This window comes from Nocardia sp. IFM 10818 (genome assembly GCF_054655275.1).
The window spans coordinates 8,079,120-8,095,456 of sequence record NZ_BAAHJH010000001.1 but is presented as its reverse complement, the minus strand read 5'-3'; the positions used below and the strand labels follow the sequence as shown (position 1 = coordinate 8,095,456).

Sequence of the window (16,337 nt, the reverse complement as noted above, 5' to 3'; positions counted from 1 at the left end):
GCCCACTAGCCCGCGTTGGGCTTGGTCCGCACCTGAATTCCGCTGCCCAGTCCACCACCGGAATTGGCCTCGATATCGGCCAGGATGGCGCGGATCGGAATACCCAGGGTCGCGGTACCACCGTACTGCGCCATGGCCGCATTGGCCTCGTTGCAGTTCGGCGCGTCGGCCGCATTCGATCCGCTGGTGATGCCCAGCGCCAGGGTGCCGGACACGATGGCGCCGCCGCTGTCGCCGCCCAGGGTGCAGGCGCTGGAGGCGAAACCGCGGACCGTCTTGGATTGGCCCTCGGAGGTGTAGAGCTGCGTCTCCACCCGGTCGGCGATCACGAAACCACAAGTGAACGTGGAGGATTGGCCCGACTTGCAGACCGGCGCGCCGGTGATCGGGTTGGCGATGCCGGTAATGGCGAGCGTGGTGCCGTTGGCGCCGCGCACGCTGGGCTGGTCCATGCCGGCGGCCACGGCATCGGCATTGAGCTTGATGACCGAGTAGTCCAGGGCCGCGCCGCCGCCCACCTGCGAGTGCACGAAGGTGCCGACCTGCGGGCTGGCGGTCAGATTCTTGACGTCGGGCAGGTAGACCGAGGCCTGGTCGTTCGCCTTGCCCAGATTCGGATTGCAGTGCCCGGCACTGATATTCAGCGCATTGCCGGAGGCGTCGGTGGCATTGAAGCCGAAGGAGCACACATCCACGCTCTGCAGCGAGGAATCCCCGAGCGAGGTGGGGGCGCTGATGTAGGTGTCGCCGCCCATGGGCCGGCGCTCGATCGGGCCGCCGGCGTCGGGGGACAGGATCACCTTGATATTCGCGATCAGGGTGGGCAGATTCAGCAGATGTCCGCCCGGGGTGTTGGCGACATTCACCACCAGCTGGCTGTTGAGGAAATCGATGGCGACCGAATTGATGGCGCCGGAGATTTCGCGCGGCAGGCCGCTGATCCACTTGTTCAGCTGATCGAGGGAACCCTCGAGGCCGTCGGCATTGATGGGGGCCAGCCGGGTCTGATAACCGTCCTCGGCCACCACCCGGGCGGCGTCGAGAGACGTCACGGCGAGCACCGGCTTACCGTCGGCGCCCATCCAGGCGCCGGCGAATTCCTCGGGGCGCTCGGCGCGGAATTCCTTTGCGTAGTCCTGCAATTGCTGGGCCTTGGCGGCGCGGTCCAGGTACTCGGCCGGCGTCATCCGCAGATCGCGCTCGATCGCCTGCGCCAGTTCGGCGGGAAGGTTGTCGGCCGCAAGCTGATTCGGCGATTCCGCGGTGGCGGGTGCGGCGGTGAGCAGGGGACCGGCGAGGACGGCCGCAGCGAACCCGATGACCGTGGCGCGGCGCGCCATGAACTTGCGCATGGAGTCCCTTCGTAGTGCACCCAGCAGACCGACGATCCGGTTACATTGCGGAACATCGGTCAGCGCATCACTTTAGGGCACAAACCACAGAAGGTCGCAGTGAACTATCGCGGATTCTGCGCCCAGGGATCCTCCCACCCCGGCGGCATCGGCAAGTCGAAGGTGGGTACCGGCGGGTAACGGTAGATCGGCGGCACCGGACGGGTCGTGGTGGTCGAACTCGGCGGCGTCGTGGACGGCGGCGTGGTGACGGTGGTGGTCTCGCTGGCGGTGCTCGGCGGTTCCGTCGTCGGCTCCACTTCCAGCTGCTCGGCGATCGGCGGGGCGATCGGGGCCGGTTCCTCGGAACTCGTCGGCGGCGGTAGCAGCGGCGGCACCGCACCGGCGGTCCCCGGATCGGAGACCACCTCGCCGCGCGGCGGGCCCGCCTTCTCCTCGTCGGCGCGCAACATCGCCGCCACCCCGAGGCCACCCAGGAGCAAACCGATCACCGCGGTGACCGCGGCGATCACGTAGGGGCCGCGATGGGCCCGCGGCTTGATCTTGACCGCCGCGGATTCGGCGGTATCGGTCCGCACGGCGGGCTCGGCGGTGGTGGAGATCGACAGCGCCGCGGAATACGCCTGCGCCACCGGTTCCGGGAACTTCAGTGCCGGCAGCACCTCGGTGACCTCGGCGGCATTCTCGGTGCTCGCGGTGGGATCGGGCGGGGTGAGGCCCGCCGGTGTGGAGAGCACCGCGGCCAGGGCCGCGCGGGCGGCGTTGTAGGCGAGCGATTTTCCGGGCTCGCCCTCCGGCTGGGGCAGATCGCGCTCGCTGACCAGCACCACCGACTTCAGGCCCAGGTAGTCCAGCGCCTCGCGCAGGGCGCGGATATGCGCCTCGGACCAGTCGGTCGGATGGGTGGCGTAGAACTCGGCCGGGCCGTTCAGGTGATCGGCCGCCAACTGGATGAGGCAGAAGGCGGCCGTGGCCATCAGGTCCTCGGCGCGGTACGCCTCGCCGTCGTCGACCGGGATGCCCGCCGGATCGCCGACCGCCGTCACGAAACCGCTGATGGAATGCGTATGCCCGTCCGGCTGCGGTCCGCCCAGCGCGGCATCGCCGTCGTCGGACATGTGCAGGACCGACTCGCGCACGATGTAGTGCACCGGAAGTGTGGAGTCGTCACCGGTGACGACCGCCACGACGCATTCGTCGTCCGCGATCCGCAGGCCCACCCCTGTGGCCATCCTCGTTACCTCACTCGGTGCGTCCGGGTCCTCCCCGCGCCGTGATCATACGAGGAGTGATCCGTGACCCATGGCGCGGAGCATCGACAATAACTCCGATCGGCTGCTCGCACCGATCCGGCGCCGGATCCGGGCCACGTGATGCTCCACGGTTTTCGCGGAGATATAGAGGCGAGCGCCGATCTCACGATAGGTCAAGCCCAGTAGCACCAATTCGGCGACCTCCCGCTCGCGATCACTGAGCACGGCGTCGACCACCGGTTGCGGGCGCGGGACCGGGGCCGCCGGCGCGCCCGGCCGCACCGGGGTCTCCGGCGGCCGCGACTGCGCGCGCACCGTCCGGGCCAGCTTCAGCAGCGCCGTCGCGGTGGTCGCGTCATCGGCCGCCAGCGCGGCCTCGCTCGCCAGCCGCGCCGCATCCCAGCTGGCGCCGAGCGCCGCCAGCCGCTGCACCGCCGCCTCCACCGACTCCCGCTCCACCTCACCGCGCAGCACCAGCACCCAGGTGCGGCCCGCATCGGCCAGGGCGGCCGCCTGCGGATCGCCCGCCGCGGCGGCGGTCTTCAGCCGATGGGCGTGCGGCAGCAGATCGCCCGGGCTCTCGTGCGCGATGGCGGCCTGAATCGCGTACCAGTGGAAGGCATTCGCCCACGCGGGCGGATCGCCCAGGCGCCGCAGCAGATCCAGCGCCGCGTCCACCAGCGGCAACACCCGCGCCTCGTCCCGCAGCCGCACACCCGCCAGCCACAGTTCCCCGATCGGCAACAGCGCCAGCAGATCCGCGCCCACCTCGTCGAACAGCGGGCACGCGGCCCGCCACGCCACGGTCAGCGCGGTGTGGTCGCCGCTCCGCCGCGCCAGTCCCACCAGCGCACCGTGGGCGAGCAGCCGATCCCGCGGATCCAGCGCCGCGAGGTCGACCTCGGCGAGCCCGTCCGCGGCCGATTGCTCATTGCCGCCGAGCATGGCGACCCACGCGGCCAGCACCCGCTGCTGGGGATCGCGCGCCCCGCCCCGCAGCGCATCCGCCGCCCGGCCCGGATCGCCCATGCTCAGGCACAGCAGCGTCGCGATCGACACGGCAGAGCAGGGCAGGAACCGATCCCCGCCGTTGTCCGCGGGCGCCACCCCGGAATTCGCGGCGTGAATCAGCGCCGCGGCCGCCGCCATGGCGGCGCCACGCGCACCGGGTGCGGAACCCGCATGCCGCACGGAAGGCGTACCCGCCCCCGGAACGATCGGGGCTGCCGGGAGCAGGCCACCGTCGCCCGCGGACGCCGGCCGCGCTGCGGCGTCCGTTGCGGAATCCGCGCGCGTGCGGCCGGAAGGGGTGGTGTCGGGGCCGGGACCATCCCGCCGCGCGACCGGGACCGCGCCGGTCGCATACCCGGCGTCGGAGGCGCCCCGGATGCGCGGCGTGTGCACTGTGCCGGTCCGATCGGGAGCGGAATCGTGTGGCAGCCGACCGGAGTCGGATATCACGGGGCCGGAACCGGGTGGCCGGACCGAGAACTCGGTGGTGGTCGTGCCCGACAGCGCATCGGCGATCAAACCGGCGCGGGCCGTGGCCTCGGTCGGCGGCCAGTGCGACGAGAAGGCTGTCAGGGTGCGGGCGCCCGCGGCGTCACCGGCGAGGGACAGAACGGTAGCGCCGACCGCCCAGTCCGCGCCGATGCGGTGCGGGCCGAGCCAGGTGTAGAGCTGCGCGGCGCGGGCGGTCAGGCCGCGGCGGGTCCAGACGCCGGCGCAGATGCGAACGGCGGCGGCCAATTCGGACGGTGCGACGTCCGCACGGGCCAGGACGGGTTCGGCCAGTCGCAGCGCGGTCTCGCAATCGCCGGTGCGCGCCGCCGCATCGGCCCACCGGACGGCGATGGCGTCGCGGTCGGCGCCGGCCGCCGCCGCGGCCGCGTAGTGGCGGACGGCCTCGTCTCCGGCCTTCTCGGCTGTCGTGCAGAGGAATTCGGCCAGTTGCGGGTCGCGCACCCCGGACTCGGCGAGCAGCAGGGCGGTGTGCTCGCGCAAGAGTCCGGCATCCAGGCGGGCGTGCAGCAGGCGGCGCTGGACCGCGAGATAGCGGCGATCGCCGACCAGGGTGCGCAGGGCGGCGACGGCCGGTTCGAGCAGGAGGTCCGCATCGGTGATCAGGGCGCTGCCGCGGGCGCGATCCACCAGAGACTGCGCCGCGGTGAGCGAGACGTCGAGCACTTCGGTGATCTCACTGGTGTCCAGGCCCGCGCCGATGGCCGCCACCACGAAGGTATCGAGCAGATCCGGGTCCGCCTCGTCGAGGCGCGTGCGCGCCCAGGCGGCGACGGCGTCGTCCACGGCGGCCACACCGGCGTCCAAGCGGGTCGCGCAGGCGGCGGTGAGCGCGGCCACCACGCCGCCGTGAATTCCCGCCGTCCGGCTGTGGATGTGCTGTGCCAGGCCGCGCGGCACCATCATGCCGAGTTCACGTGCGAAGGGTGCGATCTCGGCCACGCCGAGCGCCCGCAGATCGAGCACCCGGCCGCGGCGCGCCACCAGATCCGCCAGCTCCCGCAGCCGGGCGTCGTGCGGCCGGGGGCGCAGTGTGATGATCACCGTGCAGCGGGCGGATTCGACCGCGGTGCACAGCGCGTCGAAGGTGGACCGATCCAGCGTGTGCGCGTCGTCCAGCACCAGCGCCAGGCGCGTCCGATCGACCGGAGCGCCGGTCCCGGCGGGCGTGTGCGACGGTGCGGGCGCGCCGGCGATGCCGGAACCGTCGGCGGGGAGCGCATCGCGCGGATTGTCGGTGAGGGTGAGGCCGCGCTGGCGGAGTCTGGTGCGGGCGGCGGCCAGCAGCGTGGACTTGCCGGTGCCGGAGCGGCCGCGGATCAGGTAGAGCGGGGGAGCCGGATCATCGGAGTCCAGCTCCCGCAACAGTTCTCGCGCGCACGGGAGAGATTCGAGCGCGACCGGGGAATTGCCTATCACGAAAAACCAACTCTCAGCCGCCGGAACGCGGAAGGATCTGGCCCGGCACCGGGGGAACCGCGCTGCCGAGCTGGTCGACGGCATCGGTGAGGGCCCCGGTGGGGAGCGATGGAAGGGACGGCGCATGCGGCACATCGGGCTGCGGTTGCGCGGGTAGCTGCGCGGGGGCGGCCGGATCCTGTTGCGGTGACGAGGGACCCGCGGCGACGGGCTGGGTGGACGGGTCGGTGGTGGGCTGACCGGGGGTGGGCCCGGTGGCGGCGGCCGGCGCCGAACCCGGGGCCGCGGCGCCCGGCGGCGCGGCCGTGACGACCGGGTTGCCGACGGGGGCGGCCTGACCGGTGGACTGCGGGGTCTCCGGATTGTCCAGTGCGGCGGCCGTGGTCGAAGCGGGTTGCGGGGCAGCGGGTTCCGAGGGAGCGGACTGCGTGCCGGTGCCCATGGCGAGCGTGCCCGTGGCCAGGGCGGCCACCGCGATCGCGGCCGCGCCGAGGACGGCCGCGCGCCGCCAGTGCGTGAAACCGCCCCGGCGGTCCGCCTCGCGCGGTAGCGCCGGGAGTGCCCGGTCCGCGGCGGGGTCCGCATCGGTGGTGCGACCGTTCTCGGCGGAGCCGGGGCGTGCGTCGCGGACGGCGGGAACCGCCGCGATCTGCCCGGTGCGGTCGTCGGCGGGGCCGGACTCGCCGATCCGGGCCGGGGCGTTGCGGGTCTCGCCGGGACGGGCCGGGCGGTCCTCGGGGTGGCGGGCGCGGGTGGCCGGCAGTGCCGACAATGCCGCGTGCGGTTCGGTGGGGGTGGTGTCGGCCAGCAGGTCGGCGGCCAGCAGCGCGGCGCCGTGGGTGCTGAGGTGGGCCGGGTCGGCGGCGGTCGCGACCGGGATGCCGAATTCGGTGGAGAGCAGTTCGGTGACCAGCGGAATGGCGGAGCCGCCGCCGGTGAGCAGGATGCCGTCGAGCTCGCCGCTGGTCAGGCCGGCGCGGCGGATGGCCTCGCGCACCAGGTCGAGGGAGGTGACCAGGCGGGAGCGATAGAGGTCTTCGACTTCGTCGCGGACCAGGCGGACGTCCATGCCGAGGGCGGGCAAACGGACGGGAACCATGGTCGCCGTCTTTTTGGAGAGCGTTTCTTTCGCAATTCTGCAGCGGTCGCGCAGGGCCGACAATTCTTGCTCCAGCAAAGGATCGAACGGGTCGAAATCCTTTTCGCCCACCGCGAATGCGAGCACGTGGCGCATGGTCAGCAGATCGAATTCCGCACCGGCCACCGTGGTGGCGCGCACCGGTTCACCGAGCAAACCGGACATACTGCCGGTGCGGGCGACGGAAACGGTCAAACCCGTCGCCCCCAGGTCGTACACCACCATGGCGCCGTCATGGCTGGATTCGTGGACTTCCTGTAGCCACCGCATGGCCGCCGCGGGCTCGGGGACGAGCGCCACGCCGTCGAGTCCGGCGGCGCCGAGCGCGGCCCGCTGCACCTCCACCGTGTGCTGCGGCCACCAGGCCGGATAGCAGGCGACCGTGGCCGCGGCCGGCCCGGTGGCGTCGATGGCGCGGCCGATCGCGCGCGCCACGAGATCCGCTGCGCGAACAGCGGATCCGTCTCTGGTGCGGATGTCCACCGGGTCCCCCACCCGGGACAGGAAGCTCTCCGGAAGTTCCGGTTCGCCGCCGAGTGCGTTCGGCAGCGGATGTACGGTGCGCTGTCCCCCCGAAGCCGTCACGGCGACCGTGTTCGACGACCCGACCGTGATGCCGAGCGCCAGACCCTGACTCATTCGAGTTCCCCTGTCACATTTCCAGACACGCGTCGGGTGAATCGCGTGCGGCTCGAAAGCTCTTCAGTCCGATAAGTACGAAAACCGTGGGTAGGCCGGGCGGCCCACCGTTCCTGTCGGTTGCTGGGGGACTGTCGTTACTGTTCACCCCCCAGGTTCGGGGAAATTCCCCTAATGGCCGCCAACCCCCCAATCCGGACCAACAGGAAACCCGGGGGTTTCACCCCGTTTCGGCGTAACGCGTCGGCTTCCTAGCGTGAAAGGCAATTCGAGCAGCGCGGGTCAACCGGACCCGCCCATCCAGGAGACGATTAACCATGAGCCCCAACGCAATTCTCGAGTTCATCCTCAACCTGCTGCGGGATCAGGACGCGGCCGCCGCCTACTGCACCGCACCCGGCGAAGCCCTCGCCGCCGCCGGCCTGGGCGCCGTCACCCCCGAGGACATTGCCGCCGTCGCACCCATGGTCGCCGAATCCGCGCTGGTAGCGGGAGGTTCGCAGCTGTCCGCCATCATTGCCGCGGGCGCCGGTGCGGCCGCCGAGGCCGGGGCCGCCGCGGGCCTCAACGGCGCCGCCGGTCTCAATGGCGCCGCGGGCCTCAACGGAGCGCTCGGCGTGAACGGCGCGACCGGAGCGAACCTCGGCACGGTCGCGGCGGGGACGACCGGAGCCGCCGTGAATATCGGCGCCGGCGCCGAGGTCGGCCTGGGCGCCGACCTCGCCGCGGGCCTCGACCTCGGCCTGGCCACCGGCCTGGGCGGCGTCGTCGGCGCGGCCACCACCATCGGCGCGGACCTGTCGGCGGGCCTCGGCACCGCCGTCTCCGCGGCCGCCGACGCCGCCGCCGGTCTGGAAGCCGGTCTCGGCGCGGCTCTCGGCGCGGGCGCCGCCCTCACCGGCGGCCTGGAAACCGGCCTCGGCGGCGCGATCGACGCGGCCGCTCAACTCGGCGCCGGCCTCGAAACCGGCCTGTCCGCCGGAATCGGTGCGGCCGTGAACGCCGGTGCACAAGCTGGCGCAAGCCTGGAGACCGCCTTGAACACCGGCCTCCAGGCAGGAGCCGGCCTCGAAACCGGCCTCGCCGGAGCCATCGACGCGGCAACGGGTTTGGGCGCGCAGCTCGGTGCGGGCCTCGGCGCGGGTTTGTCCACAGCTGTCGATGGGGCTGTGAATGCCGGTGGACAGGTCGGCGCCGGTCTCGAAACCGGTCTCGGTGCGGGCCTCGGCGCGGCCGTGAACGCCGGTGCGCAAGCGGGGGCTGGCCTCGAGACGGCCCTGAACACCGGGATCGACACCGGCCTCGAGGTAGGAGCGGGTCTCGGTGGAAGCATCGACGCGGCAACGGGTTTGGGCGCGCAGCTCGGTGCGGGCCTCGGTGCGGGTTTGTCCACAGCTGTCGATGGGGCTGTGAATGCCGGTGGACAGGTCGGCGCCGGTCTCGAAACCGGTCTCGGTGCGGGCCTCGGCGCGGCCGTGAACGCTGGTGCGCAGGTGGGCGCCGGACTGGAAACCGGTCTCGGCGCGGTCGTGGATGCCGGTGGGCAGGTGGGTGCGGGCCTGGAAACGGGGCTGGGTGGAGCGGTCGACGCGGTTGTCGGAGCGGGCGGGCAGCTCGGAAGTGGTTTGGAGACCGGGCTTTCGGGTGCGGTGGACACCACCGTCGGTGCTGGAGCGCAGCTCGGCTCGGGGCTCGATGCCGGAATCTCCGGCGGGCTCGATGCGGCCGCGAACGCGGGCGGCGCGCTGGGCACCGGGCTGGACGCCGGTCTGTCCGGCGCCGTCGGGGCCGGTGCAGAGCTCGGAAGTGGTTTGGAGACGGGGCTTTCCGGTGCCGTCGATGTCGCGGCGGGTGCCGGCGCGCAGCTCGGTTCGGGGCTGGACGCTGGGCTTTCGGGCGGGGTCGACGCGGGGCTGGGACTGGGCTCGCAGGTCGGGGCCGGACTGGAGACCGGTCTTTCGGGTGCCGTGGATACCACCGTGGGCGCTGGGGCGCAGCTCGGTTCGGGGCTCGACGCCGGAATCTCCGGTGGGCTCGATGCTGCCGCGAACGCGGGTGGTGCGGTGGGCACCGGGCTCGAGGCTGGGCTGAACGGAGTCGGCGGGGCGGGGGCCGAGCTGGGTAGCGGTGTGGAGACCGGGTTGACCGGTGTGGGGAATGCCGTTGCGGGGGTGGAGACCTCGGTGGGGAATGGGGTCGAGGTCGGCGTGGGCGGCGGGGGTGCGGTGGAGGCCGGGGTTTCGGTGGGGGCGAATCCTTGGGCGGGGGTGGATGTTTCGCAGGCGTTCGGGGCCGGGGTGGAAGGCGGCGGGCTGGATGGCGGGCTGTTCGCGGACGGCGGGGCGCAGGGCGGGGTGGAGTTCGGCGGCGGGGCCGGCGGGGATGTCGTCGGCGACATGCTGCATTCCTGACGTCCGCTGAAAGTTGTTGAAGGATCGGTGAATATCGCTGTGTCGGGGACTGTGGCCGCGCATCCGCTGCTGTCGATACTGTCGGAAACCATTGCGGTGGCGCGGGACGCGCAACGCGGGGATCTGGTCGGGCGACTGGAGACGCTCGCCGGGCGGGTGCGCGATCCGCGGCGGCGGATCGTGGTGGCCGGGCTGGGGAACCAGGGCAAGAGCCAGTTCGTGAACGCGCTGCTCAACCTGGAGATCTGCCCGGTGGGAGATGACACCACCACGACGGTGACGGCGCAGCTGTCACACGGCGCGCAGGCGCGGGCGGAGTTGGTGCTCGCCGGGAACGAGGGCGGCGAGACCACCCGGGTGCCGGTGCCGGTCGAACAGATCGGCGCCGGCACCGCCCGCGCCCCGCAGGCCCAGGGGCGGCCGGTGCTGCGGGTGGAGATCGAGACCCCGAACCGGCTGCTCGCCGACGGGATCGTCGTCGCCGACACCCCGGGGCTGGGCACGCACGGCAGCGGCGGCGGGGCGGCGGTGCTCGCCCAGGCCCCGGCCGCCGACGCGGTGCTGGTGCTCACCGACGCCTCCACCGAGCTCACCGATCCGGAAATGGACTTCCTGCGCCAGGTGCGGGAGCTGTGCCCGGCGGTCGCGGTGCTGCTCACCAAGATCGACCTGTATCCGCACTGGCGGCAGGTGTTCGAGGCGAACGAGCGGCATCTGCGCACCGCCGGTCTGGAGGTGCCGATGCTGCCGGTGTCGTCCGTGCTGCGCACCCACGCGCTGCGCCTGCAGGACGAGCAGCTCGGCCGCGAATCCGGGTTCGGTGCGGTCTTCCAATTCCTGCGCGACCAGGTGGTGGCGCGTGATCAATCCGCCATGCGGCGCACCGTCGCCCTCGATATCGGCTCGGCGGCGGAGCATTTGGCCCTGGCGCTGGGCAGCGAGCTGGTCGCGCTGCGCGATCCGGAACGCGGCGCGGCCGCCATCCGCGAACTGCACTCCGCCAAATCCGCCGCCGAGCAGTTGCAGCGCCGCACCGCGGCCTGGCAGCAGACTCTCGCCGACGGCATTACCGACCTGGCCGGCGATATCGACCACGACCTGCGCAATCGCCTCCGGAATATCGCCCGCACCGCCGAGGACTGGATCGACGACCACGATCCGGGCCGGCACTGGGACAGCATGGACGAATGGCTGACCACCACCGTCGGCACCGCCGTGGGCGACAACCTGCTGTGGACCAGCACCCGCACCGTCCGCCTCGCCGAAAAGGTGGCGACCCATTTCACCGAACTCGGTGCCGTCGACCTCCCCGACGTCCGGGAGAACCTGGAGGACAAGGCGTCCCGGGCCGGATCCTGCACCCTCGCGGATCTGGAACCGGACCTCGGCTTCACCCACAAGCTGCTGGTGGGCGTCAAGGGCTCCTACGGCGGCGTGGTCATGGTCGGTCTCGTCGGCACGCTCGCGGGCATGGCCCTCATCAACCCGCTGTCGCTGGGCGCGGGAGCCATCCTCGGCGGCAAGGCCTTCCGCGACGACAAACAGGCCCGCCTGGCCAAGCGCCGCAATGACGCCAAGATCGCGGTCCGCCGCTACCTCGACGACGTCGCCTTCCACACCGCCAAGGAGACCAAGGACCGCCTGCACCGCATCCACCGGCTCTTGCGCGACCATTTCACCGCCATCGCCGACCGCACCCTGCGCTCCCTCGACGAATCCCTGCGCGCCGCCCAGCAGGCCGCTACCGTCGAATCCACCCGCCGCACCGAACGCTGCGCCGAACTCGAGCGCCGCCTGCGTGTGGTGGCCGAACTCCGCCGCCAGGCCGACGCCATTCTCACCCCCGCCCCCGCACCGCGGGCGCTGCCCGAGGGCGGCGCGGTGTGAAACATCGCCGACCGGGACATGGTGGCGGGATTTCGCCGTGTGTCGCCGCCACCATGTCCCGGTCGCCGTCATTTCAGATCGGGCATTGCTAACGCCGGACGGAGTGCGCGCGAATGAGGGGCGATGTGTGGAGGTGAGGCGTGCTTCGGAATCGGGAGCCGATGAGGGACGAAGCGGGACCGGGATTCGGGCTGGGACCCGAGACCCGCGGGCTCGTGGCGGCGGCGCGGCGCGCGTTCGCGCAGCAGCCGGGCGTGCGCGCGCACCTGGAGGAATGCGCGCGCCGCCTGGATCAGCCCTTGCGGGTGGCGCTGGCCGGACAGCTCAAGGCGGGTAAGTCGACGCTGTTGAATGCGCTGGTGGGACAGGACATCGCGCCCACCGACGCGACCGAGTGCACCCGGCTGGTCACCTGGTATCGCCATGGCGCGGCGCCGCGGGTCACCGCGTACTCGATGGACGGCGCCCGCGCCGATGTGGTGGTCCGGCGCGGTCGCGGGGCCGAGGGGCTGCCGGGGGCGCACGGGCTCACGTTCGATCTGTCGGCGCTGCGCTGGAATTCGGCGCGGCCCCGGGAGGTGGACCATCTCGCGGTGGAATGGCCCTCCGCCGAGCTGGAACAGACCACCATCATCGACACGCCCGGCATCTCCTCCCTCTCGCGTGACGTGTCGGCGCGCACCTCGCGGCTGCTCACCCCGGGCGGGGGTGCGGCGCTACCCAGTGCGGACGCGGTGCTCTATCTGCTGCGCAGGCTCGATGCCGCCGATGTGGACTTCCTCGAACAGATCGGCGCGGGCGGCGGCAGCCACGGCGCGGCGCGGGGAATGCCGAATGCATTGGGATCGGCTGCGGTGCACGGGTTTTCCGGCGGATCCTCCGGCCCGCTGGGTGTGATCGGCGTCGTGTCCCGGGCCGACGAGATCGGTGCGGGCCGCATCGACGCGCTGCATTCCGCCCGCGACGTGGCCTCGCGGTTCGCGGGTGAGCTGGAGCGGACCGGCCTGTGCCAGTCCGTGATCCCGGTCGCGGGCCTGCTCGCCTTCGCCGCCGCCACCCTGCGGCAACGCGAATACGCGGCCTTCGAGGAGCTCGCCGCGCTGCCCGTCGACGAGTTGAGCGCGGCCCTGCTCTCCGCCGATCGCTTCGCGCGCCCCGACCTGCCGCTCCCCGTCCCGCCGGAGTTGCGCGCCCACCTGGCCGCCCGCTTCGGCCTGTTCGGCATCCGCCTGGCCGTCACCCTCATCCGCCTGGGGGTGCGCGATTCCCAGGCGCTGGCCGCCGAGCTCACCGCGCGCTCCGGTCTCGACGAGCTCCGCACCGTCCTGGACGTCCAATTCGCCCAGCGCGCCGAGGAATTGAAGGCCCACTCCGCCCTGACCGCGCTCGCCCGGATTCTCACCGCCAACCCGGGCACTCCGGCCGACGCGCTGCTCCCGCGCGTGCGCACCCTGCTCGCCGATGTGCACGGCTTCGCCGAACTCCGCCTGCTCGGACATCTGCGCGCCGACGAATTACCGCTGCCCGCGGCGGATCTGGCCGAGTTGCACCGGCTCATCGGCGGTGCGGGCGTCGCCCCGCATCTGCGCTTGGGCCTGTCCGCCCACACCGACCTGGCGACCCAGCGCGAGGAAGCCCTTGCCGCTGTGCACAAGTGGCGGTCTCGCGCCCGGCACCCGCTGGCCGATCAGATGATGGCCTCCGCCTGCTCGATCGCCGCCCGCAGCGCCGAGGGCCTGCTCGACATCCTGCACGAGCTGCCGACCACGCCCTTCCCGAGCCTGCGCCCCTATCGCTGAGGCGTCCTCATACGGTCGCGACGCTGCTGCGCGGATCGATCAGGATCTTGGCGTGCTGTTCCGGGGAGGCCAGGGCGGCGTAGGCGGCGTCCACGCCGTCGAGGCCGACGGTCCCGGTGATGAGCGGGGACGGGTCCACCTTGCCGTCGGCGAGCATGTGCAGGGTGTCGCGGAATTCGCCCGGGTCGTAGCCGAAGGCGAAGCGGAGTTCGATCTCCTTGTTGATGGCCAGCGCCGGGCGGAAGGTGTCGGGCTGCATGCAGACGCCGACCACGATCACACGCGACATCGGCGGCGCGCCCGCGAGGATCTGATCGATGATGCCGGGAACCCCCACGCATTCGAAAATGGCCGGGCCGGACGGACCTTGGTTGAAGGTGTGGGCGGCACGGAACAGATACCACCACGGGATGCCGGGCAGGCTGCGCAGGCGTTCCATGGCGTCGAAGCCGAGATTGAGCACATCGGTGGCACCGCTGATCCGGGACTTCTTGGGGGAAGCGGTCCACGGCGAGTCGGTGACCGGGTCCACGACGATATCCGCGCCGCAGCGGGTGGCCAGCTCGCGCCGGCGGGGTGAGAGGTCGCTGGCGATGACCGTCCGCACGCCGGAGGCCTTCAACAGGGCGATGACCGCTAAACCGATGGGGCCGCAGCCGATCACGAAGGCGGGCCGACGCTTGTCGACCCGCGCCTTGCGGATCGCGTGCCAGGCCACGGCCATCGGCTCGGTGAGGGCGGCATGGTCGGCGGACAGCCCATTGGGGACGGCGAAGGCCATGGACTCCTGCACCAGGACCTGTTCGGCATAGCCGCCGGAGGCCGCCGCCGACAATCCGGTCAGCTGCGGCTGGCGGCCGTGGCGAACGATGGGCAGCGCCACCACCGGTGTGCCGGAGGACCAGCGGCGGCGCGTCTTCGGCCCGTAATCGACCACCTCGCCGACGAATTCGTGACCCATGACCACGCTCTGATCCGAGCGCATGAAGTGGTCGTAGCCGGTGGCGGCGGCGAGGTCGGCGAGTTCGTCGCAGTGCCTGCGGGCGTGCAGGTCGGATCCGCAGATACCGCAGCGCAGCACGTTGATCAGCACTTGGCCCGGGCCCGGGGTGGGGGCCGGCAGCTCCTCCACCTGGAATTCACCCTTGGTACACGTGACTGCGCGCATGACTCGCTCCTGTCGAAAGACGGTGACAAGGCTGGATTCTGCCGGAGTCAGACCAGCTGGGGCTCCGCATCGGCGAGTTCGGCTTCGTGCAGTTCGAAGCGGGCGTCCCGGGGCAGCGCGAGGAAGCCCAGGCACATCAGGGCCATCAGGGCGATACCCCATTTCAGCGTGAAATCGAAAGTGTGGGCGAAGTTCACGGCATTGGCCTCCAGGCCCGCCTCGGCGAGGGTGCGGGCGAGGGCGGGATCGCCGTCGCCGGTCCGGCAGCTGGCGGGAACCGCGGACGGATCCACCTCGGCGGACCGATCCCGCACGCAGGCACGGAAATTGGCGAGAATCTCGTCCTGCACCGGCGTGGGCAATCCGGCGGCCGCCAGCTCGGTCCGCGTCTGCGCCGCCACGGCGTCCGCGCCGCGCCCGGAATCGTGATCCAGCTGCGTGAAGAACACAATGCCGACCAGCGCCACACCGAGCGCCATGCCCATCTGCTGTCCGGTATTGAGCAGCCCGGACGCCGCCCCCGCCTCGCGACCGGGAATCTGGCCCAGCAGCATGTCGATGGTCGGCGCCACCACGAAGCCGAAGCCGATGCCGGTCACGATGAGCGGCAAGGCCATCTGCCACGAGTTGAAATCGGATTCGTAGCGCGCCGCCAGCCAGCCGTAGAGCCCGAAGCCCGCGATGGTCACCAGCCCGCCGCCCAGCAGCACCCAGCGGCCGAACTTCGGCGCCAGCACGCTCACCGAGACGCCGGCGCCGATGCCCGCGCCGACCGCGAACAGCACCGAGGTCAATCCGGCGCGCATGGGCGACCAGCCCAGGCCGGCCTGCATGAACAGACTCCAGACCAGGAAGAATCCGCCGAAGCCGATCCAGAACAGCAGCCAGCTCGCCAGGCCCACGGTGAACGGCCGGGAGCGGAACAGATCGACATCGATGAGCGGGGAGCCGATGGTGCGCGCCCGCCACCGCTCGTAGACGCCGAACACGGCGAAGACCGCCAGCGAGGCCGCGATCATGACGAAAGTCCAGGCGGGCCAATCCAATCGGCGGCCCTCGGTGAGCGGGTACACCAGCAGCAGCACGGCGGAGACGGCCAGCGCCATGCCGATGATGTCCAGCCGCGGCGGCTGCGCGGACCGCGAATCCCGCATGACCACGGCCGCTGCGACGAGTCCGAGAATGCCGATCGGAATGTTCACCAGAAAGATCGGCCGCCACCCCAGGCCGAACAGATCCCACTGCACCAGCAGCCCGCCCAGGGCCAGGCCGACCGCGGACGCGGAACCGCCGACGCCGCTGTAGATGGCAATGGCCTTGGCGCGCTCGCCCTTCGGGAAGGTGACCCGGATGATGGCCAGAATCTGCGGCACCATGAGCCCGGCCATGGCGCCCTGCGCGAACCGGGAGGCGATGAGCATGGCGGGATCGGTACTGAGCCCGCAGGCCGCCGAGGCGAGGGTGAATCCGGCCATGCCGAGCAAGAACAGCCGCTTGCGGCCGTAGCTGTCGCCGAGCCGGCCGCCGGTGATCAGCACCGCCGCGAAGGACAGCACATAGGCGGCGATGATCCATTCGATCTGTGAGTACTCGGCTTTCAGATCGTTCTGAATGCTCGGTATCGCCACATTGACGATGGTGACGTCGAGCAGGTCCATGAACCCGGCGGCCAGGACCACGGCGAAGGCGATCCAGCGGCGGGGGTCGAGTGTTGAGGTGTCGGTATCGGTATCGGTGTCGGTGTCCACGG

The 16,337-nt window shown here is 71.7% G+C and carries 9 protein-coding genes; 3 read left to right on the top strand and 6 right to left on the bottom strand.

Translation table 11 applies throughout. The features are described 5' to 3' along the window. Positions 1 to 5: 5 nt before the first annotated feature. The 4 genes from ACYQ5L_RS37480 to ACYQ5L_RS37465 form a co-directional block, all read right to left on the bottom strand. Positions 6 to 1,352, bottom strand: a complete 1,347-nt coding sequence (locus ACYQ5L_RS37480; protein WP_459962961.1) for a S1 family peptidase — start codon at positions 1,350 to 1,352, stop codon at positions 6 to 8. Between the two features lie 104 nt (positions 1,353 to 1,456). Further along, positions 1,457 to 2,584 carry a hypothetical protein gene (locus ACYQ5L_RS37475; protein ID WP_459962960.1) on the bottom strand — a complete coding sequence of 376 codons (1,128 nt, stop codon included), beginning with the start codon at positions 2,582 to 2,584 and terminating at the stop codon, positions 1,457 to 1,459. Positions 2,585 to 2,629: 45 nt separating this feature from the next. Beyond that, positions 2,630 to 5,545, bottom strand: coding sequence for a LuxR C-terminal-related transcriptional regulator (locus ACYQ5L_RS37470; protein ID WP_459962959.1), 2,916 nt, complete (start codon positions 5,543 to 5,545; stop codon positions 2,630 to 2,632). A 13-nt stretch (positions 5,546 to 5,558) separates the two neighbouring features. Further along, complete coding sequence (locus ACYQ5L_RS37465; RefSeq protein ID WP_459962958.1) at positions 5,559 to 7,322, bottom strand: Hsp70 family protein; 1,764 nt, start codon at positions 7,320 to 7,322, stop codon at positions 5,559 to 5,561. 317 nt (positions 7,323 to 7,639) lie between these two features. Between ACYQ5L_RS37465 and ACYQ5L_RS37460 the strand changes: the two genes are divergently transcribed. The 3 genes from ACYQ5L_RS37460 to ACYQ5L_RS37450 all read left to right on the top strand — a co-directional run bounded on the left by ACYQ5L_RS37460 (position 7,640) and on the right by ACYQ5L_RS37450 (position 13,419). After that, positions 7,640 to 9,733, top strand: coding sequence for an IniB N-terminal domain-containing protein (locus ACYQ5L_RS37460; RefSeq protein WP_459962957.1), 2,094 nt, complete (start codon positions 7,640 to 7,642; stop codon positions 9,731 to 9,733). 27 nt (positions 9,734 to 9,760) lie between these two features. Continuing rightward, on the top strand, positions 9,761 to 11,620 hold the full coding sequence (locus ACYQ5L_RS37455; RefSeq protein WP_459962956.1) for a dynamin family protein: 1,860 nt from the start codon (positions 9,761 to 9,763) through the stop codon (positions 11,618 to 11,620). A gap of 161 nt (positions 11,621 to 11,781) precedes the next feature. Continuing rightward, on the top strand, positions 11,782 to 13,419 hold the full coding sequence (locus ACYQ5L_RS37450; RefSeq protein WP_459962955.1) for a dynamin family protein: 1,638 nt from the start codon (positions 11,782 to 11,784) through the stop codon (positions 13,417 to 13,419). Positions 13,420 to 13,426: 7 nt separating this feature from the next. On the opposite strand, the gene ACYQ5L_RS37445 is transcribed toward ACYQ5L_RS37450, so the two are convergent. Beyond that, the gene (locus ACYQ5L_RS37445) at positions 13,427 to 14,587 is read right to left on the bottom strand and encodes a zinc-binding dehydrogenase (protein WP_459962954.1); all 1,161 of its coding nucleotides are present in this window, start codon (positions 14,585 to 14,587) and stop codon (positions 13,427 to 13,429) included. Positions 14,588 to 14,634: 47 nt separating this feature from the next. Continuing rightward, a complete protein-coding gene (locus ACYQ5L_RS37440; RefSeq protein WP_459962953.1) occupies positions 14,635 to 16,335 on the bottom strand; it encodes an MFS transporter in 1,701 nt (566 codons plus the stop codon). Positions 16,336 to 16,337: the final 2 nt, after the last annotated feature.

Excerpts from the sequence above, each read along its gene's own strand:
- ACYQ5L_RS37480 (WP_459962961.1), bottom strand. The coding sequence starts at position 1,352 with ATGCGCAAGTTCATGGCGCGCCGCGCCACGGTCATCGGGTTCGCTGCG.
- ACYQ5L_RS37475 (WP_459962960.1), bottom strand. The coding sequence starts at position 2,584 with ATGGCCACAGGGGTGGGCCTGCGGATCGCGGACGACGAATGCGTCGTG.
- ACYQ5L_RS37465 (WP_459962958.1), bottom strand. The coding sequence starts at position 7,322 with ATGAGTCAGGGTCTGGCGCTCGGCATCACGGTCGGGTCGTCGAACACG.
- ACYQ5L_RS37460 (WP_459962957.1), top strand. The coding sequence starts at position 7,640 with ATGAGCCCCAACGCAATTCTCGAGTTCATCCTCAACCTGCTGCGGGAT.
- ACYQ5L_RS37450 (WP_459962955.1), top strand. The coding sequence starts at position 11,782 with ATGAGGGACGAAGCGGGACCGGGATTCGGGCTGGGACCCGAGACCCGC.
- ACYQ5L_RS37445 (WP_459962954.1), bottom strand. The coding sequence starts at position 14,587 with ATGCGCGCAGTCACGTGTACCAAGGGTGAATTCCAGGTGGAGGAGCTG.